Source organism: Pantoea sp. 18059 (assembly GCF_902706165.1).
GTDB lineage: Bacteria > Pseudomonadota > Gammaproteobacteria > Enterobacterales > Enterobacteriaceae > Pantoea > Pantoea agglomerans.
On sequence record NZ_CACSJS010000002.1, the window covers coordinates 91093 to 115076 of the forward strand.

General features: G+C 55.2%; 20 protein-coding genes. 10 read left to right on the forward strand and 10 right to left on the reverse strand.

Annotated elements, in window-relative coordinates; all coding sequences use genetic code 11:
- Positions 1–51 precede the first annotated feature (51 nt).
- The 4 genes from lpdA to pdhR form a co-directional block, all read right to left on the reverse strand.
- Positions 52–1476 (reverse strand): dihydrolipoyl dehydrogenase, encoded by a 1425-nt coding sequence (lpdA, locus tag GVJ63_RS07275; RefSeq protein ID WP_010253950.1) that lies wholly within the window; start codon positions 1474–1476, stop codon positions 52–54.
- Between the two features lie 160 nt (positions 1477–1636).
- Positions 1637–3538: a pyruvate dehydrogenase complex dihydrolipoyllysine-residue acetyltransferase gene (aceF, locus tag GVJ63_RS07280; protein WP_159226636.1), complete on the reverse strand. Its 1902-nt coding sequence runs from the start codon at positions 3536–3538 to the stop codon at positions 1637–1639.
- Positions 3539–3552: 14 nt separating this feature from the next.
- The gene (aceE, locus tag GVJ63_RS07285; RefSeq protein WP_010253944.1) at positions 3553–6219 is read right to left on the reverse strand and encodes a pyruvate dehydrogenase (acetyl-transferring), homodimeric type; all 2667 of its coding nucleotides are present in this window, start codon (positions 6217–6219) and stop codon (positions 3553–3555) included.
- A 101-nt stretch (positions 6220–6320) separates the two neighbouring features.
- Positions 6321–7085 (reverse strand): pyruvate dehydrogenase complex transcriptional repressor PdhR, encoded by a 765-nt coding sequence (gene pdhR / locus GVJ63_RS07290; RefSeq protein WP_010253942.1) that lies wholly within the window; start codon positions 7083–7085, stop codon positions 6321–6323.
- A 515-nt stretch (positions 7086–7600) separates the two neighbouring features.
- Between pdhR and aroP the strand changes: the two genes are divergently transcribed.
- From aroP to GVJ63_RS07305, 3 genes are all read left to right on the forward strand, one after another.
- Positions 7601–8956 carry an aromatic amino acid transporter AroP gene (gene aroP / locus GVJ63_RS07295; RefSeq protein ID WP_033756570.1) on the forward strand — a complete coding sequence of 452 codons (1356 nt, stop codon included), beginning with the start codon at positions 7601–7603 and terminating at the stop codon, positions 8954–8956.
- Positions 8957–9154: 198 nt separating this feature from the next.
- Positions 9155–10567 (forward strand): glycoside-pentoside-hexuronide (GPH):cation symporter, encoded by a 1413-nt coding sequence (locus GVJ63_RS07300; protein ID WP_010671837.1) that lies wholly within the window; start codon positions 9155–9157, stop codon positions 10565–10567.
- Complete coding sequence (locus tag GVJ63_RS07305; RefSeq protein WP_129062789.1) at positions 10564–11523, forward strand: family 43 glycosylhydrolase; 960 nt, start codon at positions 10564–10566, stop codon at positions 11521–11523. The genes GVJ63_RS07300 and GVJ63_RS07305 overlap by 4 nt, the downstream gene beginning before the upstream one ends.
- Here the strand turns inward: GVJ63_RS07305 and ampE are convergent.
- Both ampE and ampD read right to left on the reverse strand, forming a co-directional pair.
- The gene (gene ampE, locus GVJ63_RS07310) at positions 11505–12359 is read right to left on the reverse strand and encodes a beta-lactamase regulator AmpE (RefSeq protein WP_031593556.1); all 855 of its coding nucleotides are present in this window, start codon (positions 12357–12359) and stop codon (positions 11505–11507) included. The genes GVJ63_RS07305 and ampE overlap by 19 nt on opposite strands.
- A gap of 16 nt (positions 12360–12375) precedes the next feature.
- On the reverse strand, positions 12376–12927 hold the full coding sequence (ampD, locus tag GVJ63_RS07315) for a 1,6-anhydro-N-acetylmuramyl-L-alanine amidase AmpD (protein ID WP_010671836.1): 552 nt from the start codon (positions 12925–12927) through the stop codon (positions 12376–12378).
- A gap of 197 nt (positions 12928–13124) precedes the next feature.
- On the opposite strand from ampD, the gene nadC reads away from it, so the two are divergent.
- From nadC to hofC, 4 genes are all read left to right on the forward strand, one after another.
- Positions 13125–14021 carry a carboxylating nicotinate-nucleotide diphosphorylase gene (nadC, locus tag GVJ63_RS07320; protein WP_010671835.1) on the forward strand — a complete coding sequence of 299 codons (897 nt, stop codon included), beginning with the start codon at positions 13125–13127 and terminating at the stop codon, positions 14019–14021.
- Positions 14022–14195: 174 nt separating this feature from the next.
- On the forward strand, positions 14196–14651 hold the full coding sequence (gene ppdD, locus GVJ63_RS07325) for a prepilin peptidase-dependent pilin (protein ID WP_010253922.1): 456 nt from the start codon (positions 14196–14198) through the stop codon (positions 14649–14651).
- On the forward strand, positions 14638–16023 hold the full coding sequence (gspE, locus tag GVJ63_RS07330) for a type II secretion system protein GspE (RefSeq protein WP_033770961.1): 1386 nt from the start codon (positions 14638–14640) through the stop codon (positions 16021–16023). Before ppdD ends, gspE begins: the two co-directional genes overlap by 14 nt.
- On the forward strand, positions 16016–17215 hold the full coding sequence (gene hofC, locus GVJ63_RS07335; protein WP_159226637.1) for a protein transport protein HofC: 1200 nt from the start codon (positions 16016–16018) through the stop codon (positions 17213–17215). Before gspE ends, hofC begins: the two co-directional genes overlap by 8 nt.
- Positions 17216–17240: 25 nt before the next feature.
- On the opposite strand, the gene GVJ63_RS07340 is transcribed toward hofC, so the two are convergent.
- On the reverse strand, positions 17241–18281 hold the full coding sequence (locus GVJ63_RS07340) for a GMP reductase (protein WP_159226638.1): 1041 nt from the start codon (positions 18279–18281) through the stop codon (positions 17241–17243).
- Between the two features lie 234 nt (positions 18282–18515).
- On the opposite strand from GVJ63_RS07340, the gene coaE reads away from it, so the two are divergent.
- The 3 genes from coaE to yacG are packed head-to-tail and all read left to right on the forward strand — an operon-like array spanning position 18516 to position 20078.
- Positions 18516–19124, forward strand: coding sequence for a dephospho-CoA kinase (coaE, locus tag GVJ63_RS07345; RefSeq protein WP_159226639.1), 609 nt, complete (start codon positions 18516–18518; stop codon positions 19122–19124).
- A gap of 4 nt (positions 19125–19128) precedes the next feature.
- A complete protein-coding gene (zapD, locus tag GVJ63_RS07350; protein ID WP_033767916.1) occupies positions 19129–19872 on the forward strand; it encodes a cell division protein ZapD in 744 nt (247 codons plus the stop codon).
- Between the two features lie 8 nt (positions 19873–19880).
- Positions 19881–20078, forward strand: a complete 198-nt coding sequence (gene yacG / locus GVJ63_RS07355; protein WP_010253903.1) for a DNA gyrase inhibitor YacG — start codon at positions 19881–19883, stop codon at positions 20076–20078.
- Between the two features lie 35 nt (positions 20079–20113).
- Here yacG and mutT read toward each other — a convergent pair whose 3' ends face one another.
- From mutT to secM, 3 genes are all read right to left on the reverse strand, one after another.
- A complete protein-coding gene (gene mutT / locus GVJ63_RS07360) occupies positions 20114–20509 on the reverse strand; it encodes an 8-oxo-dGTP diphosphatase MutT (RefSeq protein WP_010253900.1) in 396 nt (131 codons plus the stop codon).
- A 154-nt stretch (positions 20510–20663) separates the two neighbouring features.
- Entirely contained in the window at positions 20664–23372 is a 2709-nt protein-coding gene (gene secA / locus GVJ63_RS07365) for a preprotein translocase subunit SecA (RefSeq protein WP_010671827.1), read from the reverse strand.
- 74 nt (positions 23373–23446) lie between these two features.
- On the reverse strand, positions 23447–23953 hold the full coding sequence (gene secM / locus GVJ63_RS07370) for a secA translation cis-regulator SecM (protein WP_231113919.1): 507 nt from the start codon (positions 23951–23953) through the stop codon (positions 23447–23449).
- Positions 23954–23984: the final 31 nt, after the last annotated feature.

Sequence of the window (23984 nt, forward strand, 5' to 3'; positions counted from 1 at the left end):
GGCGAAAAAAAAGCCCCCATAACGGGAGCTTTCTTCTTTAGTAGCAGAAAGTTATTTCTTCTTCGCTTTCGCGTTAGGCAGATCGGTGATGCTGCCTTCGAAGATTTCTGCCGCCAGACCGACTGACTCATGCAGGGTCGGGTGAGCGTGGATGGTCAGCGCAATATCTTCCGCATCACAACCCATCTCAATCGCCAGACCGATTTCGCCTAACAGCTCGCCGCCGTTAGTACCGACAATCGCGCCACCAATAATCCGGTGCGTCTCTTTGTCGAAAATCAGTTTGGTCATACCGTCTGCACAATCAGAAGCGATAGCACGGCCTGAGGCTGCCCACGGGAAGGTGGAGGTCTCGTAGCTGATGCCCTTCTCTTTCGCTTCTTTCTCGGTCAGACCGACCCAGGCAACTTCTGGCTCAGTATAGGCAATTGAAGGGATCACTTTCGGATCGAAGTAGTGCTTCAGACCGGAGATCACTTCTGCCGCCACGTGGCCTTCGTGCACGCCTTTGTGCGCCAGCATTGGCTGACCGACGATGTCGCCGATAGCATAGATGTGTGGCACGTTGGTGCGCATCTGCTTGTCGACGCGAATGAAGCCGCGATCGTCCACTTCCACGCCCGCTTTACCGGCATCCAGACCTTTACCGTTCGGCACACGACCGATGGCCACCAGCACCGCGTCATAACGCTGCGCTTCGCCTGGTGCTTTTTTACCTTCCATTGAAACGTAAATGCCATCGTCTTTTGCTTCAACGGCGGTCACTTTGGTTTCCAGCATCAGGTTAAATTTCTTGCTGATTTTCTTGGTAAAGACTTTCACCACGTCTTTATCCGCAGCCGGGATAACCTGGTCGAACATCTCAACCACATCAATCTCTGAACCCAGCGCATGATAAACCGTCGCCATTTCCAGACCGATGATGCCGCCGCCCATGACCAGCAAGCGCTTCGGCACTTCTTTCAGTTCCAGCGCATCGGTAGAGTCCCAGACGCGTGGATCTTCATGTGGAATGAATGGCAGTTCGATTGGACGTGAACCCGCAGCGATAATGGCATTATCGAAGTTGATGGTGGTCGCGCCGCCTTCTCCTTCAACCACCAGGGTGTTAGCACCGGTGAATTTGCCGAGGCCGTTAACCACGGTGACTTTACGACCTTTTGCCATTCCTGACAGGCCGCCAGTCAACTGGTTGATAACCTTCTCTTTCCAGCTGCGAATCTTGTTGATATCAGTAGATGGCTGGCCAAACACAATGCCGTGCTCTTCAAGGGCTTTCGCCTCTTCAATCACTTTAGCAACGTGCAGCAGCGCTTTAGATGGGATACAACCGACGTTCAGACAAACACCACCCAGGGTGCTGTAACGCTCTACCAGTACGGTTTCCAGACCTAAATCCGCACAACGGAAGGCTGCAGAGTAACCTGCAGGACCTGCCCCAAGTACTACGACCTGGGTTTTAATCTCTGTACTCATCATGACCTCTTAATTGATATCCGGCGGGTCAGACTTTCTTATAATGCCCTTGTTCCACCGGGACTTTCACCGCAAGAGTTTACAGAATTGTTAACAAACTGCCAACCGCGGCGCGACGAATCGTTACAGGAAGGCCGGCTTCCGCCGGCCTTCTTTACATTTACATAACTAAACGACGAATGTCAGACAACATATTGCCGATGATGGTGATGAATCGTGCACCATCAGCACCGTCGATTACGCGGTGGTCGAAGGAGAGAGAAATCGGCATCATCAGACGCGGAGTAAACTCTTTACCGTTCCACACCGGCTCCATCGCCGATTTAGAGACACCCAGGATAGCCACTTCCGGCGCGTTCACGATCGGCGCGAAGTGCGTAGTGCCCAGGCCGCCAAGGCTGGAGATGGTGAAACATCCGCCCTGCATGTCGCCCGCTGTCAGCTTACCGTCACGCGCTTTCTTCGAAATCGCCATCAGTTCACGCGACAGCTCGGTGATGCCTTTCTTGTTCACGTCTTTAAAGACCGGAACTACCAGGCCATTTGGCGTATCAACCGCCACACCGATGTTGATATATTTTTTCAGCGTCAGTTTCTGCGCATCTTCAGACAGCGAGCTGTTGAAGCGTGGCATCTGCTCAAGCGCCGCCGCGACCGCTTTCATGATGAACACCACCGGGGTGTACTTCACATCCAGCTTACGCTTCTCTGCTTCAGCATTCTGCTGCTTACGGAAAGCTTCCAGATCGGTGATATCGGTTTTGTCGAAATGCGTAACGTGCGGGATCATTACCCAGTTACGGCTCAGGTTCGCGCCAGAAATTTTCTGGATACGACCCAGTTCGACTTCTTCGATTTCGCCAAATTTACTGAAATCAACTTTCGGCCATGGCAGCATGCCTGGCAGACCGCCGCCGCTGGCTGCAGCTGGTGCCGCTTCAGCGCGTTTCACGGCCTCTTTCACGTAAGTCTGCACGTCTTCTTTCAGAATGCGACCTTTACGGCCGGTGCCTTTGACTTTCGCCAGGTTAACACCGAACTCGCGCGCCAGGCGACGGATCACCGGGGTAGCGTGAACGTAAGCGTCGTTCTCTGCGAACTCACCTTTGCTTTCCGCTTTAGCTGGAGCGGGTGCCGCGGCTTTAGCGTCAGATTTGGCAGCAGGAGCCGGTGCGGCTTCCTGTTTCGCGGCCGCAGGGGCAGCCGGAGCAGCACCTTCGACTTCGAACACCATGATCAGTGAGCCGGTGCTGACTTTATCGCCGGTCGCCACTTTCAGCTCTTTGACGGTTCCTGCAAACGGCGCAGGCACTTCCATAGAGGCTTTGTCGCCTTCAACCACAATCAGTGACTGCTCAGCTTCAACTTTGTCGCCAACTTTGACCAGGATCTCGGTAACTTCAACTTCATCACCGCCGATATCCGGTACGTTAACGTCTTTTGCGCCTGCAGCCGCGGCAGGTGCCGATGCCGCTTCTTCTTTCACTTCTGGCTTCGCGTCAGAGGCCGGTGCTGCGCCTTCTGCTTCAAAGACCATGATGGCTGAACCGGTGCTGACCTTGTCGCCGGTGGAAATAGTGATCTCTTTGACCACGCCCGCGAACGGAGCCGGGACTTCCATCGACGCTTTATCGCCTTCCACCACAATCAGTGACTGCTCGGCTTCGACTTTGTCGCCAACCTTAACCAGGATCTCAGTGACTTCAACTTCGTCACCGCCGATATCCGGCACAGCCACTTCTTTGCTGGCAGTGGCCGCAGCAGCGGCTGGCGCTGGCGCCGCGTCCGATTTTTTCTCTTCGGCGGCGGCAGGTGCTGCTTCCGCAGCGCCTTCAGCATCAAACACCATGATCAGTGAGCCGGTTTCAACTTTGTCACCGGTAGAGATTTTGATCTCTTTCACTACGCCAGCCTGCGGCGACGGCACTTCCATTGAGGCTTTGTCGCCTTCCACGGTGATCAGCGACTGCTCGGCTTCCACCTTGTCGCCAACTTTCACCAGAATCTCGGTGACTTCAACTTCGTCAGACCCGATATCCGGTACCTTAATTTCGATAGCCATTACTCTATTACCTCTTAAGCCAGACGCGGGTTAACTTTATCGGCATCGATATTGAATCGGGTGATCGCATCGGCCACCACTTTCTTCTCGATCTCGCCGCGTTTAGCCAGCTCACCCAGCGCGGCAACCACCACATAAGATGCATCAACTTCAAAGTGATGACGCAGGTTCTCACGGCTGTCAGAGCGACCAAAGCCATCGGTACCCAGCACGCGATAATCGCTGGCCGGGACATAGCTACGAACCTGCTCAGCGAACAGTTTCATGTAGTCGGTTGAGGCGACAGCAGGTGCGTCGTTCATCACCTGAGCGATGTAAGGTACGCGCGCTTCTTCTGTCGGATGCAGCATGTTCCAGCGCTCACAATCCTGGCCATCACGTGCCAGTTCAGTGAACGAGGTGACGCTGTAGACATCAGAGCCGATACCGTAATCTTTCGCCAGGATCTGCGCAGCTTCACGCACATGACGCAGGATAGAACCTGAGCCCAGCAGCTGCACTTTGCCTTTGCTGCCGTCTACCGTTTCCAGTTTGTAGATACCCTTACGGATACCCTCTTCTGCACCAGCGGGCATTGCTGGCATATGGTAGTTTTCGTTCAGCGTGGTGATGTAGTAGTAAACGTTCTCCTGCGCTTCGCCATACATACGCACCAGACCGTCATGCATGATGACAGCGACTTCATAGGCGTAAGAAGGATCGTAGGAGATACAGTTCGGGATAGTCAGCGACTGAATGTGGCTGTGACCATCTTCATGCTGCAAACCTTCGCCGTTCAGGGTAGTACGACCTGAGGTGCCGCCGACCAGGAAGCCGCGCGCCTGTTGGTCGCCCGCCAGCCACATCAGATCGCCGATACGCTGGAAGCCGAACATCGAGTAATAGATGTAGAACGGGATCATCGGAAGGTTGTTGGTGCTGTAAGAGGTCGCCGCAGCCAGCCAGGATGAACCTGCGCCCAGCTCGTTGATCCCTTCCTGCAGAATCTGGCCTTTCTCATCTTCTTTGTAGTAAGCAACCTGCTCGCGGTCCTGCGGGGTGTACTGCTGACCGTTCGGGCTGTAGATACCAATCTGACGGAACAGACCTTCCATACCAAAGGTACGCGCTTCATCAGCGAGGATCGGAACCAGGCGATCTTTGATCGACTTGTTCTTCAGCATCACGTTCAGGGCACGCACAAAGGCGATGGTGGTTGAGATCTCTTTGTTCTGCTCATCCAGCAGCGCACTGAACTCTTCGAGTGCTGGCATTTCCAGCTTTTCAGTGAACTTCGGCTGACGTGTTGGCAGGTAGCCGCCTAACTTCTCACGCTGACCGTGCAGATACGTGTGCTCTTCAGAGCCCTTTTCAAAGGTCACGTACGGCAGGGATTCAATTTTGTCATCTGCGACTGGCACGTTGAAGCGATCACGGATATAGCGCACGCCATCCATGTTCATCTTCTTCACCTGGTGGGCAATGTTTTTGCCTTCCGCGGTGTCGCCCATACCATAACCTTTGATGGTATGCGCCAGGATCAGTACTGGCTTGCCTTTGGTGTCCTGCGCTTTTTTCAGTGCCGCGTAGATTTTCTTCGGATCGTGGCCGCCACGGTTCAATGCCCAGATTTCATCATCGGACAGATCTTTAACCAGCGCGGCGGTTTCCGGATATTTACCAAAGAAGTGCTCACGCACATAGGCACCATCACGGGATTTGAAGGTCTGGTAATCGCCGTCGACGGTTTCGTTCATCAGCTGAATCAGCTTGCCGCTGGTATCTTTGCGCAGCAGCTCATCCCAGCGACCGCCCCAGATGACCTTGATCACTTCCCAGCCAGCGCCGGCAAAGATGCCTTCCAGCTCGTTGATGATCTTGCCATTACCGGTAACCGGACCATCCAGACGCTGCAGGTTACAGTTGATGATGAAGACCAGGTTATCCAGTTTTTCACGGGTCGCGATGGTGATCGCGCCTTTAGATTCTGGCTCATCCATCTCACCGTCACCCAGGAAGGCGTAAACGGTCTGAGCAGAAGTATCTTTCAGACCACGGTGTTCCAGATACTTCAGGAACTTCGCCTGGTAGATAGCCGACAGCGGACCCAGACCCATTGATACGGTCGGGAACTGCCAGAATTCCGGCATTAATTTCGGGTGCGGATAAGAAGAGAGGCCTTTACCATCAACTTCCTGACGGAAGTTATTCATCTGGTCTTCGGTCAGACGACCTTCAAGGAACGCACGGGCATAGATGCCGGGAGAGATGTGGCCCTGGAAATAGACCAGATCGCCGCCATCCTTCTCACTGCGCGCGCGGAAGAAGTGGTTGAAGCACACTTCATAAATCGTCGCAGAAGACTGGAAGGAGGACATGTGGCCGCCGAGTTCCAGATCTTTCTTCGATGCGCGCAGCACCGACATGATGGCGTTCCAGCGAATTGCGGAACGGATACGACGTTCAAGAGAGGTATTGCCCGGATAATCGGGTTCATCTTCAACGGCAATAGAGTTGATGTAGTTGCTGATTGCAGAAGATCCTGCAGCCACGTTTACGCCGCCTTTGCGGGCTGCACCCAGTACCTGATCAATCAGATACTGTGCACGTTCAACACCTTCTTCACGGATGACCGATTCGATCGCCTGTAGCCAGTCACGAGTTTCAATCGGATCCACGTCATTGTGTAAACGTTCTGACATGGGTGTGTTCCTTATCTGTGTCTAATACGTTGAATAATCGGGAGCCTGTTAAAGCAGATGCAGGCAGGCTCGTCTGATGTCAGTACGATCTTTGTCGCACGTTATTCCTTACGTTGCTGTAAACGACGCAGGGAGCGTTCTCGACGGCTCTGCTCCCGACTTCTGTCCAGCAAGATTTCCTCTATGAACGCCAGGTGACGGTGTGAAGCCTCGCGCGCTTTTTCTGGCTCACGAGCCACAATCGCCTCAAAGATTCTGGCGCGGTGACCGCTCACTTTTGCCAGCATTTCCCGGCGCGAGTAGAGCAATTCGAAATTCTGGCGAACGTTTTGTTCCAGCATAGGGCCCATTGAGCGTAGCAAATGTAAAAGCACAACATTATGGGCCGCTTCTGTGACAGCGATCTGATACTGCATCACTGCGTCCGCTTCGGCGTCTAAATCGCCGCTGTCCTGCGCCTGCTGGATATTCACATGGCAGTCGCGAATGCGCAGCAGGTCTTCCTCTGTGCCGCGCAGCGCCGCGTAATAGGCGGCGATGCCTTCTAAGGCATGGCGCGTTTCCAGCAGATCAAACTGTGATTCCGGATGGTCGGCGAGAAGCTCAACGAGTGGATCGCTTAAGCTTTGCCAGAGATTCTCCTGCACGAACGTTCCGCCACCCTGTCGGCGCAGCAATAATCCTTTGGCTTCTAAGCGCTGGATCGCTTCGCGGAGAGACGGACGTGAGACATCGAATTGTTTGGCGAGTTCGCGCTCAGGCAGCAGCTTCTCTCCCGGACGCAGGGTCCCTTCCATAATCAGCGATTCGAGCTGTTGCTCGATAGCGTCGGAGAGTTTAGGTTGGCGAATCTTACTGTAAGCCATCGTCCCTTCTTATTAAGCCAATCGTCCGGAGTAAATTGGTAATACCAATTGCAAAGAGGTGCCGGTAAAGTAACAAAGTATTCACCTTGTGTCTATATGGTGTCTGCGACATTCACCTGCCCGCAAAGCCTGTGCTGGCGCTAACTTGCGGTTAAAAAAATGAAAAATTCGCGTTACCGCAAATGTTAAATAATTTCACTTTTACCAAACCTTACACCCGCTTAGCGCGTTAGCGCAGCGGCAGACATAAGTGAAAGCTATTCGTCATTAACGGAATTTCATGGCAGAAGTTGCTGTGGGCAGACGTGACCAGGACGGCGTTTTTTCAGTCAACTCTCAGCACGAAAGGCGAAAGCAGGTGCAAAGCGATTCGCTTATCACTATTCTTGTCGCCAGGGTAGCAGATGGCACTATTCAGCACGCCAGATACCGTAAAATAATCAATACGTTATTGTAACTACTTCATTACAGCGTCCTGCGCTGCGAACGAAGAATAAAAACATCACGAGGTTTGTATGGAACAACAGCAAGGCGAAGCGCTGAAACGTGGTCTCAAGAACCGCCATATTCAGCTCATCGCGCTGGGTGGTGCAGTGGGAACCGGCCTGTTTCTGGGCAGTGCATCGGTCATTGAATCCGCCGGACCGGCCGTAATTCTGGGCTATGCGATTGCCGGTTTTATTGCCTTTTTAATCATGCGCCAGTTAGGCGAAATGGTCGTGGAAGAGCCGGTCGCCGGCAGCTTCAGCCACTTCGCGTATAAATACTGGGGCAACTTTGCAGGCTTCGCCTCGGGCTGGAACTACTGGGTGCTCTATGTGCTGGTCGCCATGGCGGAACTCACCGCCGTTGGCAAATATGTCCAGTTCTGGTGGCCAGACTTTCCGACCTGGGCTTCGGCTGCCATCTTCTTCGTGATGATTAATGCTATCAACCTGACCAACGTGAAAGTGTTTGGTGAGATGGAGTTCTGGTTCGCCATCGTTAAAGTGGTTGCGGTGATTGGCATGATCCTGTTCGGAGGCTGGTTGCTGTTCAGCGGACACGCGGGTCCGCAGGCTACCGTGCGCAACCTGTGGGAACAGGGCGGATTTTTCCCGCATGGCATCGGCGGTCTGGTGATGGTCATGGCGATTATCATGTTCTCGTTTGGTGGTCTGGAGCTGGTAGGTATCACCGCCGCTGAAGCGGATAACCCGGAAGTGAGCATTCCAAAAGCGACCAACCAGGTGCTGTGGCGTATTCTGATTTTCTACATTGGTTCGCTGGCGGTGCTGCTGTCACTGATGCCGTGGACGCGTGTCACGTCAGAAGTCAGCCCGTTTGTCTTTATCTTCCACGAGCTGGGCGATGCCATGGTGGCGAATGCGCTCAACGTGGTCATCCTGACAGCGGCGCTGTCGGTCTATAACAGCTGCGTTTACTGTAACAGCCGTATGCTGTTTGGTCTGGCACAGCAGGGTAATGCGCCGAAAGCGCTGCTGAAGGTCGACCGTCGCGGTGTGCCGGTATTAACGATTCTGGTCTCTGCTGTCGCCACTGCGCTGTGTGTGCTGATCAACTATCTGATGCCGGGTGAAGCGTTTGGCCTGCTGATGTCGCTGGTCGTCTCTGCGCTGGTGATCAACTGGGCGATGATCAGCCTGGCGCACCTTAAGTTCCGTCGTAAGAAAGATAAGCAGGGCGTAACCACCCGCTTTAAAGCGCTGCTCTATCCGGCGGGTAACTGGATTTGCCTGATTTTCCTGGCGGCGATTCTGGTACTGATGGCGACCACGCCGGGCATGGCGATCTCTGTCTGGCTGATTCCGGTCTGGCTGGTGATTCTGGGCGTGGGTTACTTTATCAAGAACCAGACACAGAAAGCCTGATGCTTTACCACGTGCTGCGACCTCCTGCGGGGTTGCAGCACGTCATCCGCGCCTCCCTGCCCGTCTCAACTGCCCCGATCCAGTTCACACTTCTCTCCCCGCAACTGTTTTGTCCATCTTCATAACGAATTACTCCCGTTCATCTCGCTGATTTCCTGCCAATAATTCCTGTTCACACTGGATGCGCAGGAGAAAACCATGAAAGGTACAGCCCTCCCGTTTCGGGAAAAACTGGGATATGGCATGGGCGATGCCGGATGCAACATGATTGGCGGTGCCATCATGCTGTTCCTGAACTACTTCTATACCGACGTTTTCGGCCTGGCCCCGGCGCTGGTGGGAACCCTGCTGCTCTCGGTCAGAGTGCTCGATGCGGTAACCGATCCGATTATGGGCGCGATCGCCGATCGCACCCAGAGTCGCTGGGGTCGCTTTCGTCCCTGGCTGCTGTGGGTTTCCGTACCTTACGTCGTGTTCAGCGTATTGATGTTCACCACGCCAGACTGGACCTATCACAACAAGGTGATCTGGGCCTTCGTCACCTACTTCCTGATGTCACTGACCTACACGGCGATTAACATTCCTTACTGCTCTCTGGGCGGCGTGATTACCAACGATCCCGGTGAGCGCGTCTCCTGCCAGTCTTATCGCTTTGTCATGGTCGGCATCGCCACGCTGATACTCTCTCTGTCCCTGCTGCCGATGGCAGAGTGGTTCGGTGGCGAAGACAAAGCGCGCGGCTACCAGATGGCGATGGCGGTACTGGCAACCATTGGCCTGGCGATGTTTCTGTTCTGCTTTGCCACGGTACGTGAACGTATCCGCCCTGCCGTGCCGAGCAATGATGACCTGAAAAAAGATCTGCGTGACGTCTGGAAGAATGACCAGTGGGTACGCATTCTCCTGCTGACCTTCTGTAACGTCTGTCCCGGCTTCATCCGCATGGCGGCCACCATGTATTACGTGACCTGGGTCATGGGCCAGTCAACGCATTTCGCCACGCTGTTTATCAGCCTGGGTGTGATTGGCATGATGGTCGGCAGCACGCTGGCGAAACTGCTCACCGATCGCTGGTGCAAACTCAAAGTCTTCTTCTGGACCAATATCGCGCTGGCACTCTTCTCCAGCGGGTTCTACTGGATCGATCCCCATGCCACCGTGATGGTCGTGGTCGCCTACTTTGTGCTGAATATCCTGCATCAGATCCCCTCTCCGCTGCACTGGTCACTGATGGCCGATGTGGATGACTACGGCGAATGGAAAACCGGCAAACGCATCACCGGCATCAGCTTCTCCGGCAACCTGTTCTTCCTCAAGGTGGGACTGGCGGTTGCCGGTGCGATGGTCGGCTTTCTGCTGTCGATCTATGGCTACAATGCGGGCGCTAAACAGCAGTCGCCTGAGGCGATTAACGGCATCATGCTGCTGTTCACCATTATTCCTGGCGTCGGCTATCTGATTACCGCCGGTGTGGTACGACTGATGAAGGTCGACCGCAAAATGATGATTACCATCCAGCAGGATCTCGCGCTGCGCCGCGAAAACTTCCATGAGTTACACACCGTTCGCCTGCGCGACGGTGTTGTCACGCCAACCGGAGATGTTAAATGACCGCAATCTTGCCGAATCCTTTTATCGAGCAGCGTGCCGACCCCTTTATCCTGCGCCATGAACAGTTCTATTACTTTGTAGCATCGGTGCCAGAGTATGACCGGCTGGAGATCCGTCGCGCCACGACGCTGGCTGGCCTGCGCAGCGCCGAGCCGGTAGTCGTCTGGCGCAAGCCCGAGAGCGGCCCCTTTAGCGAGTTAATCTGGGCACCTGAGCTGCACTACATTGACGGACAGTGGGTCATCTATTTCGCGGCAGCACCGACGCGTGAAATCAAAGAGGGACTGTTTCAGCACCGGATGTATGCGCTGGTGTGTGAGGCGGAAAATCCGCTGCAGGGGGAATGGCAGCCCTGCCGCCGGGTGTTCAGCCAGTTCGACAGCTTCTCACTGGATGCCACCCACTTCGTGCATCAGGGTAAAAACTGGTATCTCTGGGCGCAGAAAGATCCATTGATTCCCGGCAACTCTAACCTCTATCTGGCTGAGTTGCTTAATCCCTGGACGCTGAAAGGCACGCCGGTGATGCTGAGCCGGCCAGAATATGAGTGGGAGTGCGCAGGCTTTAGCGTTAATGAAGGACCGGCGGTTATCCGTCACGGGGATCGGCTGTTTGTGACCTACTCTGCCAGCGCCACCGATGAGAATTACTGTCTGGGAATACTGTCGATTGCTGCTGATGCCGATCCGCTTGATGTTGCCGCATGGCAAAAGTCTGCACGGCCGGTATTTGTCTCCAGCTGGGACAACCATCAGTATGGGCCGGGTCACAACAGTTTTACCCAGGATGAGGCGGGACGCGACGTGCTGGTATACCACGCGCGTAACTACACTGAAATTGAAGGCGATCCGTTATGGGATCCGAACCGCCATACCCGACTGAAATATTTCAGCTGGCGGGAAGATGGCACGCCTGATTTCGGCGTGCCGCCTGCCGATTACACCAGCGTGCCGTAAATCGTCAGCAACGCGACAGCGACAACCAGTACCAGTGAGGTACGTTTCGCTAACGCCACGGCAACCCGTGGCGTTTCGACTTTATCGGTGTGCGGATCGCGTGACAGTGAGAACTGCGCCAGGGTCGTCAGCACCTGATACTGAGAACGATGCCGATCGGTCAGCGAAGCAAACCAGGCGGGCAGCGCTTTTTCGCCATGACCCAGCAGGGCGTAAGCCACACCCGCCAGCCGCACCGGGATCCAGTCGAGAAGATGCAGAATGGCATCCACGCCAGATTGTGAACGCGCCATCGGTGTTCCGTGCTTTGCCAGCCAGCCTTGCCAGGCCCGCAGAAAAGCGTAACCCACCAGCAGCACCGGCCCCCACGGACCGCCTACCACCAGCCAGAACATTGGCGCAAGGTAGAAACGGAAGTTTATCCAGATCAGGGCATTCTGCAGCTCACGCAGGAACTCGCGCTCGCTGCATTCCACCGGCACGCCATGAATCAGCGTCAGTTCAGCCGCCATCGCCTGATGCGCAGCGTCGTCATCATGACTGGCCGCTTTCAGGTAGCTGTGGTAGTGCTGTCGCACCGACCCCGCACCGATACAGAGCAGTCCGGCAACAATCCAGAAGAGCAGTTGCAGCACGCCAAACAGCAGCCCTTTCAGACTCCAGATCACCAGCGCGGTCAGCGCCATCGCCAGCACGGTCATCAGCAGGGTGCGCATCATTGAGAAATGGTGGCGCTGGCGAAAGATCGGCTCCAGCCGGTGTTCGAGCTGCCAGTGCTCGCCCAGTTTAAACAGGCGCTCCCAGCCTAAAACCAACAACAAGGTAAACAACGTCATACTGACTCCGCAAAAATCAGGATTTTTGCTGCGTTAACAGCTGTTTGTAGTAGTCCCAGTCAAAAGCAGGTCCGGGATCGGTTTTGCGTACCGGTGCGATGTCACTGTGCCCCGTGATACGTGCCGGCGTTAACGGGTAGTGTTGCAGCAGTAATTGCGTCACCTGCTGCAAGGCCCGATATTGCGCCTCGCTATAAGGCTCACTGTCTGTCCCTTCCAGTTCGATGCCTATGGAGAAGTCGTTGCAGTTCTCACGTCCTTCGAACTGCGAAATGCCTGCATGCCAGGCGCGTTTATCAAAGGGGACATACTGCACGATCTCCCCGTCACGGCGAATCAGGCAGTGTGCCGCCACTTTCAGCGCGGCGATATCCGCAAAATAGGGATGGGCATCGGGCGGTAAGGTGCCGGTGAACAGTTTATCGATCCAAGGCCCGCCAAATTCACCGGGTGGCAGGCTGATATTGTGGATCACCAGCAGTGAAGGTGCCTCATTATCAGGGCGTTCGTTGCAATGCGGCGACGGCACATGACGCACGCGGGTCAGCCAGCCCTGTTTGATTTTCATAGCGGTTTTCCTTATTTCACCTGGCTGAGAATAGCATGAATAATAAAGGATTCTTGCTTCTTAGTGTGCCGGTCTGATGACATTCACGCACTGCGTGTTAAGGATACTAAACAAAATGCTATCAGTTGCTGGAACCGAATGGCGGTTCAGGCTATTGTGACCGCCTCTGTCATTTCCCTTTCTGGAGTAAAACGCCTATGTCATCCCGTGGTTATGATCCCGACAGCCGTCGTCAGGCGCTGATTAAACGCATTGAAAGTGACATTCCGGATAGCGTTGCGCTGGCGTTAAAAGAGGATCTTGGGGGCGAGATCGACGCTGACCGCGATATCACCGCGCAGCTGTTACCCGCCGATACCCAGGCCGATGCGCAGGTCATCACCCGCGAAGCCGGTGTTTTCTGTGGTAAACGCTGGGTTGAAGAGGTGTTCATTCAGCTCGGCTCGCACGCGACCCTGATCTGGCATGTCGAAGATGGTGATCAGATCGAGGCTGACCAGCTGCTGTTTGAAATCGAGGGGCCTGCCCGGCTGCTGCTGACCGCCGAGCGAACGGCGCTTAATTTTGTGCAGACGCTCTCAGGCGTTGCTACCGAAGTCAGCCGCTATGTCGCGCTGCTGGCGGGAAGCCAGACGCAACTGCTGGACACGCGTAAAACCCTGCCCGGACTGCGGACTGCGCTGAAATATGCCGTGTTGTGCGGCGGTGGCAGCAACCATCGGCTGGGCCTCTCTGACGCTTATCTCATCAAAGAGAACCATATTATTGCCAGCGGTTCGATTCGGCAGGCAGTGGAAAGAGCGCAATGGTTGCAGCCCGATGTGCCGGTTGAAGTTGAGGTGGAATCGCTGGAGGAGTTACGTCAGGCGCTGGAAGCGGAAGCCGATATCGTGATGCTGGATAACTTCAGCCTGGAAGCGATGCGTGCCGCCGTCGAACTTAATCAGGGTCGGGCGTTGCTGGAGGTCTCCGGTAACGTCACCGAAACTACCCTGCCACAGATCGCCCTGACCGGCGTGGACTATGTTTCGGTTGGCGCGCTGACCAAACATGTGCGGGCGCTGGATCTCTCGATGCGCTTTAAACAAAAATAGCCTGCCTCGCCGTCACTCAACACGGCGATTTTGCGACCCTGCTTCCGGCGCAGTTTCGACTGCGCTGTAAGTCCGGAATCTGTTCACATCACGCTTTCCAGTTTGCCCATCTCTGCCTGTCTTTTACTGCCGCCGCTTTTTAACCTGTCGCCTTCTTAATACGGAGACGATGTGATGAATTATCAACGTGGATTTACGCTGGTTGAACTGATGATTGTGGTGGGTATTGTGGCAATCTTAAGTGCCATCGGCCTGCCCGCTTATCAAAATTATCTGCAACGTGCTGCCCTTACTGACATGCTGCAAACCATGGTGCCCTATAAAACCGCTGTTGAGCTTTGCGCCATGGAGCGCGGCGGCCCGACGCAGTGCCAGGCCGGAGAAGCGGGTATTCCTGCTGCCAGGGGATCGCGCTATGTCTCAGCACTGAGCGTGACCAACGGGGTCATTACGCTGACCGGCCAGGAGAGCCTGAATGGGCTGAGCGTTGAAATGCTGCCTCTCTGGGACAGCACCGAGGGCGGCATCAGCTGGCAACGCAGCTGTACCAGCAGCAACAATAGCCTGCGTGACAATTGCCTGCAGCAGTTCCGCTTTGCGGATAAAGGAGCCAGCGATGAGCAAGCCTGATGAGGCGATCGCGGCATTATGTCAGCGCTATCGTGCCCTGGTTTTGCACCATGATGCCAGCCAGCTGCGTGTTGCCGTCGCGGAGAGCGTGCCGCCAGGGCTGGCTGAAGCCCTCCATTTTGCCAGCCAGTGTCAGATTGAAATTGAATGCTGGCCGCAGGCCCGGCTCGACCAGCTTCAGCACGCTGACACACCGCTGGTGGCGCGCGAAGAGGCGCCCACAGAATCAGCGATCGAAGCGACACAGCTGATCCTGCGTCAGGCGCTGGAGCGTCGCGCCTCTGATGTCCATATCGAACCCGGCCGTGATGGCCTGCGGGTGCGTTTGCGTATCGATGGCGTATTGCACCCTCTATCTTCCCTGCCCGTCACCCAGCCTGCTGCTCTGCTGGCGCGACTGAAGATCCTCGGCGGACTGGATATCGCCGAACGCCGGTTACCGCAGGATGGTCAGTTCAGTCTGGAGATCGCCGGTAAACCCGCCTCTTTTCGCCTGGCGACCTTACCCATCTACGGTGGTGAGAAAGCGGTGGTCCGGCTGTTGCAGAGTGAAAGCGCGGCGCTGTCGCTGGATAAGCTCGGCTTACCCGCCGCGCAGTTGCGCCTGTTCTGCGCCGCGCTGGCGCAGCCGCAGGGGCTGATTCTGGTCACCGGGCCTACCGGCAGCGGCAAGACGTTTACGCTCTATAGCGGACTCAGTGCCCTGAATACGCCGGAAAAAAATCTGTGCAGCGTTGAAGATCCGATTGAGATCCCCCTGCCCGGCATTAACCAGACGCAGATCCATGCTAAAAACGGCCTCGATTTTAACCGCGTGCTGCGGGCGCTGCTGAGACAGGATCCGGATGTAATCATGGTTGGGGAGATCCGCGATGCTGAAACGGCGGAGATTGCGGTTAAAGCGGCACAGACCGGGCATCTGGTGCTGTCGACGCTGCACACCAACTCCACCGCCGAGACCCTGACCCGGCTACGACAGATGGGTATTCCCGGTTATCTTCTGGGGTCGGCGCTGAAACTGATTGTTGCTCAGCGCCTGGTTCGACGCCTCTGTCCCCACTGCCGTCAGCCCGCTCAGGCGGTGGCGCACTATCCTGCGGAACTCTGGCCCGGTACCTTGCAAACCTGGCGGGCACCCGGCTGCGACCACTGTTTTTCCGGCTATTTTGGCCGGCTGGCGCTGTTTGAACTGCTGCCGATCAATGCCAGGCTGCAAAATGCGATCGCCGCCGAAATGCCGCTGGAGAATCTGCTCAGCCTGGCGAAACAGCAGGGATTACGCACCCTACTGGTGTCCGGCCTGGAGGCAGTAAGCCGGGGCGATACCTCGCTGGAAGAGATGCAACGGGTGATTGGGCTGGACGATGGCTGATGCGTCTTTATTTCGCTGGCAGGCGGTCGATAGCCAGGGCCAGTTAGTCAGTGGCCAGCTACTGGCTATCGACAGTGATAACCTGCTGCTGATGCTGGCGCAGCGCGATCTTCTGCCGGTGAGCTGGAAGCGAGAAAAAGTGTGGCGTCAGAGGGAGTGGAAGTGGCAGCACAAAACCGATCTGATTCGTCAGCTGGCAACCCTGCTCAAAGCGGGACTGCCGCTGGCAGAGAGTCTGGCTTTGCTGGCTGAGGGCCATCCGCATGCAGGCTGGCGTGCTCTGATGCTCGCCCTGCATCATCGGGTACTCAGCGGTGCCCCTTTTTCTCAGGCTTTACGTGAATGGCCGCAGATTTTTCCGGCACTCTATCCGGCCCTGATGGAGGTGGGCGAACTGACCGGTCAGCTGGATACCTGTTGCAGTGAGCTGGCCCGGCAGCAGATCCGGCAACAGCAGTTATGGCATCAGGTGACGAAGGCGCTGCGTTATCCTCTGTTCATTCTGCTGGTGGCGATTGCGGTCACCTGCGGCATGCTGCTGTTCGTTCTGCCAGAGTTCGTTGCCGTCTATGACTCCTTTGATGCCCCTCTGCCCGCCTTTACGGCAGCGGTAATGCAGTTATCTGCCGCGCTTCAGGAGTGGGGAGCGGTGTTAGCCATCAGCGTATCGCTGATGCTGGCAGCCTGGCATCAGTTACGACGACGCTCTGCGGGCTGGCAGCGCCGTGAGCAGGCGATTTTCCTGCGCATCCCGCTGCTTTCCGGGTTATGGCGTGGCACGCAGCTGATGCAGATCTACACCATTCTGAATCTGACACAGCGCGCCGGGTTAACTTTGCTACAGGGACTGGCTGCCGTTGAAGTGACGCTCTCATCATTGCTATGGCGGGAAGCAATGGCCGGACTGCAGCAGCACATTGCTCAGGGGAATCCTCTGCATCAGGCGCTGATGTATCATCCGCTGTTCACACCATTATGCGGTCAGCTGGTTCGCGTCGGCGAAGAGGCGGGCGCGCTGGATTTAATGCTGGCTCGTCTGGCGGAATGGCATGAGGCAGAAACCCGTGAGCGCGCTGACACACTGGCTGCTTCGCTGGAACCGATGATGATGGTGGTGATTGGCGGCATTGTCGGCACGCTGGTGATTGCGATGTATCTGCCAGTGTTCGGGCTGGGTGATGCGATGCATTAAGGGGCGCAGGCTGCGCCCCGGATGACTATCGGTTGAAAACGCGGTTTTCCTGTTCATTAACCCGGATAAAGGTGGTGCGCTTGGTCAGCTCTTTCAGCCGCTCCGCGCCCACGTAGGTGCAGGCGGAACGCAGTCCACCCAGAATATCGCGCGCGGTGTCAGCTACCGGGCCACGCAATGGCAGCTTCACCGTTTTACCTTCTGCTGCGCGATATTGCGCCACACCGCCAACGTGACGCTTCATCGCCGATTCGGAACTCATGCCGTAAAACAGCATAAAGCTTTCGCCATTCTCTTCGACCACCTGCCCTTCACACTCATCATGTGCCGCCAGCATACCACCCAGCATCACGAAGTCGGCACCGCCGCCAAACGCTTTCGCAATATCGCCAGGCACTGAACAGCCGCCATCACTGACAATCTGTCCGCTTAAGCCATGCGCCGCATCGGCACATTCAATGACAGCGGAAAGCTGCGGATAGCCCACGCCGGTTTTCACCCGGGTTGTACAGACCGAACCCGGGCCAATGCCGACTTTAACGATATCCGCGCCAGAGAGAATCAGCTCTTCCACCATTTCGCCCGTTACCACGTTACCGGCACAGATGGTTTTAGCCGGGAAGGTTTCACGGGCGCGCTGCAGAAAATCAACAAAATGCTGAGAGTAACCGTTGGCCACGTCGATGCAGATAAACTGCAGATCGTCTGACAGCGCCATAATCGCGACCAGTTTATTGAGATCGGCCTCCGAGGTGCCGGTTGAAACCATCACATGTTTCAATACCGTCGCGGGGACGCGCTGAATAAACGCGCGCCACTCATCTACGATGTAATGCTTATGGACTGCTGTAAGGATATTGAAGCTGGCCAGCGCCTCAGCCATTGAAAATGTGCCGACGGTATCCATGTTGGCGGCGATAATCGGTACGCCGCTCCAGCTCAGGCCCGAATGTCTGAAGGTAAAGCTGCGTTCCAGCTCAACCTGTGAGCGACTTTGCAGCGTGGAGCGTTTGGGGCGGATTAAGACATCTTTAAAGCCCAGTTTTAAATCTTCTTCAATACGCATAAACAGTGTCCTGGTAAGTGGCAATGAATCGTCGTTCACGAAGTAAGCACAGCTCCAGTGACGTTATGATACGCGCCTCTCGCTGCGCGACAAGACTGCGAATTTCACTTTATTTACGCTACAATCCGTTAAATTTAATTGTGGTTTATCGGTGTGATCTGACGCGCATTTTTGCGTTTTTTATACAGATCATTACCCTGAAGCCCTGTCGAAAAGAGAAGTCAGGTGAGAAACATGCCCTATATCGTCGCGCTTACAGGGGGGATCGGCAGTGGTAAAAGTACGATTGCCCAGGCATTCGCAGCGTCTGGCGTGGAAATTATTGATGCTGACCTGATAGCACGTGAAGTTGTCGAACCCGGCACACCCGCTTTGCAGGCCATTCAGGCGCGCTATGGCTCGTCGATAGTGACTGATGAGGGGAAGCTTGATCGTAGCCGGCTTCGCGACATTATTTTTCAGCAGCCGGAAGAGAAAAGCTGGTTAAACGCGCTGCTGCATCCACTGATTAATGCCCGGACGCGTAAATTGATCGCCGAAGCCACCACACCTTATGTGCTCTGGGTGGTGCCGCTACTGGTGGAAAATCAGTTACAGCACCAGGCTGATCGGGTACTGGTGGTGGATGTTGATGAGGCAACGCAGTTAGCGCGCACCCGGCAGCGTGATCATCTTTCCGACGCGCAGGCGAAACGCATTCTTGCCGCACAGGCGACGCGCCAGCAGCGCCTCGCCTGTGCCGATGACATTATTGATAACAGTGGCGAGCCCGACGACGCCTTGCCGCAGGTTGCCGAACTCCATCAGCGCTATCTCAGGCTGGCGGCAACGAAACAGGATTAATACCATGAGCACACCCGTTCTGTTTGAACACCCACTGAATGAAAAAATGCGAACCTGGTTACGGGTTGAGTTTTTAATCAATCAGTTAGATGAAATTGTCCCACTGGATAAAACCGTTAATGCGCTGACCTTTTTTCGCCTGATTAGCGAGCTGCTCGACATTTTTGAGCGGGGCGATATGCGTACTGAATTGTTAAAAGAGCTGGAGCGTCAGCAGCAAAAGTTACGTGCATGGGCTGATGTGCCAGGTGTTGATATGACGCTGGTTAATGCCCTGCGCGATAAACTCAAAATTCAGTCAACGCAGTTGATGAATGCCCCACGTATGGGCCAGCAACTCCGCGAGGACCGTCTGATTGCCCTGGTGCGGCAGCGTCTGAGCATCCCTGGAGGATGCTGCAGCTTTGATTTGCCAGGTTTGCACATCTGGCTCCATCTGCCGCAGGAAGCACGCGATGCGCAGGTCGAAGCCTGGATGCTGACGCTGGAGCCACTGCATCATGCGCTGGCGATGATACTGGATCTGATCCGCCAGTCCGGCGCGTTTCATGTGCAGACCAGCCTTAATGGTTTTTATCAGGATAATGCCGAAGGCGCCGATCTATTGCGACTGCAGTTGTCGCTGGAGGATGCGCTCTATCCACAGGTGTCCGGACATAAAAGCCGCTACGCCATTCGTTTTATGCCGCTTGATAATGAGCGTGGTGAAGTTCCGGCCCGCCTTAATTTTCAACTGGCCTGTTGTTAGAGGTAAAAATGCAGCAAGAAGTGATGACCGTTGCCTGTCCGCAGTGCGGCAAAGATGTGATCTGGGATGAACTCAGCCCGTGGCGCCCCTTTTGCAGTAAGCGCTGCCAGCTCATTGATTTAGGTGAGTGGGCCGCAGAAGAGAAACGCATTCCCAGCCGCGACGATATGAACGACAGTGACAACTGGAGTGAAGAAGATCGCTGATAGCCGAACCGGATGGGGCGCGCTGCCCCATCCGCTCAGAGTTCGCCGGCGATCAGACGCGCAATCAGCTGATGATTCGCGGGCGGAAACTCCTCCGCGACCAACGCATGCTGATCAACCCAACGCTGCGGCTGACCCTCTTTGCCCCACGGCTCTCCTTTCCACCCTTCAACCAGAAAGAAATGCAACGTCACGCGCAGATCGTCATAGCTGTGGTCTGCATGACCAATCGGGCGTGCCTCGGTGACCTCAATCCCGGTCTCTTCCTGAAGTTCCCTTATCAATCCCTGTTCGGCGCTTTCGCCCGCTTCAATCTTACCGCCAGGAAACTCCCACTTGTTCGCCATGTAAGAGGTCGCCGCGCGCTGGGCAAGGAAAATTTGTTTACTGGCATTGCGAATGATGCCAACTGCAACCTGCAGGTGCTTCATGGAGACTATCCGGTAGTAATGGGTGAATGAAGCCTGATTTTAGAGCATGCCGTAGCGGATGTTAACCGCTTTAGCTCAGCGGAGTCGCTGTTGCCTGGGTGGCAGAGACCATGAAAAAAGGAGCCAGCGGCTCCTTTTTTATTAGCATTCAGTCTCAGGCGATGCGGCCATGACACTGCTTGTACTTTTTACCGGAACCACATGGGCAGGGATCGTTGCGGCCGACTTTGCGTTCACCACTCTGCTCCGCCACAGGCTCTGCGGCTGCCAGCAGATCCTCTTCAACATGGCTCAGTTGCTGTTGCTGTGCCAGACGTTCAGCTTCTTCGCGACGTTGTTGCTCCATCGCTTCAACTTCTTCTGGCATGCGCACCTGGACTTTGCTCAGTGTACTGATCACTTCATATTTCAGTGATTCAAGCATCGCGGCAAACATGGCGAAGGATTCACGCTTGTACTCCTGCTTCGGATCTTTCTGCGCATAGCCGCGCAGATGGATGCCCTGACGCAGATAGTCCATCGCGGCCAGATGCTCTTTCCACAGCGAATCCAGCGTCTGAAGCATCACGCCTTTTTCGAAGTTGCGCATCATCTCTGCGCCAACGATCTCTTCTTTCTCCGCGTAGCTTTCCATAGCATGGGTCATGATGCGCTCACGCAGCACTTCTTCATGCAGATCAGGCTCTTTATCCAGCCACTCTGCAATCGGCAGGTTCAGATCGAAGTCAGTGCGCAGACGCTCTTCCAGGCCTGGCACGTCCCACATCTCCTCCAGCGACTGCGGCGGAATGTAAGTATCGATGGTGACTTTGTAGACGTCGTGGCGAATGCTGTTGATGGTTTCGCTAACGTCAGACACATCCAGCAGCTCGTTACGCTGACTGTAGATGGCGCGACGCTGGTCATTAGCCACATCATCATATTCCAGCAGCTGCTTACGAATATCGAAGTTACGGCTTTCAACTTTGCGCTGGGCATTGGCAATCGCTTTGGTGACCCACGGATGCTCAATCGCTTCGCCTGGCTTCATGCCCAGTTTACGCATCATATTCGAGACGCGGTCTGAGGCAAAAATACGCATCAGCGCATCTTCCATCGACAGGTAGAAGCGAGAAGAACCGGCGTCACCCTGACGACCTGCACGACCACGCAGCTGGTTGTCGATACGACGCGATTCGTGACGCTCAGTACCAACGATGTGTAAACCACCTGACGCCAGAACCGCATCATGACGAATCTGCCATGCCGCTTTAATCTCTTCGATTTGCGCTTCAGTTGGCTCTTCCAGTTCGGCCACTTCAGCGTGCCAGCTGCCGCCCAGCATAATATCTGTACCACGTCCGGCCATGTTGGTGGCGATAGTGACCGCACCCGGCTGACCGGCCTGCGCAACGATATCCGCTTCGCGGGCGTGGAATTTGGCGTTCAGAACGTTATGTTTGATACCGGCACGGGTCAGTTCGTTAGAGACCACTTCTGATTTCTCAATCGAGATGGTTCCCACCAGCACCGGCTGACCATTGGCGGTGCGCTCACGGATATCTTCGATAATGGCATCGATCTTCTCTTTCTCGGTCATGTAGACCAGGTCAGCCAGATCTTTACGCACCATCGGACGGTTGGTCGGCACGACAATGGTGTCGAGCTTATAAATGGAGCTGAATTCAAATGCTTCGGTATCTGCGGTACCTGTCATACCGGCCAGCTTCTCGTAAATACGGAAGTAGTTCTGGAAGGTGATAGAGGCCAGCGTCTGGTTCTCGTTCTGGATCTCAACGCCTTCTTTCGCTTCAATCGCCTGATGCAGACCATCAGACCAGCGACGACCCTGCATGGTACGGCCGGTGTGTTCATCAACAATCACCACTTCGCCATCTTTCACGATGTAATCAACATCGCGGGTAAAGAGTGCGTGCGCACGCAGCGCCGCGGTGACGTGGTGCATCAGCATGATGTTGGTCGGAGAGTAGAGTGACTCGCCCGCTTCCATGATGCCCTCGCTGACCAGCAGCTCTTCCACTTTGACCAGACCGCGCTCAGACATGTGAGCCTGACGCGCTTTTTCATCGACCCAGAAGTCGCCTTCACCCTGATGGGTTTCGGTATCTTCTTTATCCTGGCGCACCAGATGAGGGATGATCTTGTTCACTTTGGTGTAAAGCTCAGAACTGTCTTCCGCCGGACCAGAGATGATCAGCGGCGTACGCGCTTCATCGATCAGGATGGAGTCGACCTCATCCACCAGCGCATAGTGCAGTTTACGCTGTACACGCTCTTCCGGGCTGAAAGCCATGTTGTCGCGCAGGTAGTCGAAGCCATATTCGTTGTTGGTGCCGTAGGTGATGTCTGCTGCATAAGCTTCACGCTTTGCCACCGCCGGCAGGCCCGACATGTTGATACCAATGGTTAAACCCAGGAACTCAAACAGCGGACGGTTGTTTTCCGCATCACGCTGTGCCAGATAGTCGTTGACGGTAACCACGTGAACGCCTTTGCCGGACAGCGCATTCAGGTAGGCTGGCAGCGTTGCGGTCAGCGTTTTACCTTCACCGGTTCGCATCTCAGCAATGCAGCGATCGTTCAGCACCATACCGCCGATCAGCTGCACGTCGAAGTGACGCATCCCGAACACGCGTTTACTCGCTTCACGCACGGTTGCGAACGCTTCCGGGATCAGGCTTTCCAGCGATTCACCTTTTTTCAGGCGTTCGCGGAACAGATCAGTTTTCGCTTTCAGTTCATCATCAGAGAGCTTCTCAAAATCGGGCTCCATCTTATTGATGACATCCACCACTTTACGCATACGACGCAGGGTACGATCGTTACTGCTACCAAAAACCTTGGTTAAAATTTTGCTTAACATAGTAAATATATTCTCAATTCAGCCGGAGCATTCCGGACTGCGAAATCTTAACAGAGTGAATAAAACCAAAAATATTAGCAGAACAATCGGGCAGGTCCGGCGCGAATGCCATGCACGCTGGCATGCCACTCTACCCATGAACGGGTAACGGCCGTGAAAAGAGGCGGCGTAGAGATCTGCTGCGGTGCAGTGTGCAGCGCAGAATGTGATGTCAGTAAACTATGCAGTGAGTCGATCAGCGCCAGCTTTTGTGCCGCCAGCGGTAATGCCTGTTGCTCCGCCTGCGCCTGGGGCGCCAGCGTGAAAGAGAGATGACGAATAACGGTGCGGATGGCGTGCTGATGCCAGTAATCCACGCTGAAGCTCGGGCGTCGGGACGCTTCCTGCAGCCGGATCAGGTGATCAAAGCGTGTGGCATTGCCAAGAAAGAGACTGCTGGCCGGAGATTCAGACGACGCGTTGAGTTCGGAGCTTTGCGCACAGGCTGGCAGGCCAAAGCTGGCCGCTACCATCCCTAACAGGAGATGAGGCCAGAAGTAGCGTCTACCTAATTGTCGCCAGCGCAGAAGAATCCCGATCACAACCTTTCCATCGCGCATGCTCTGTTGCGCT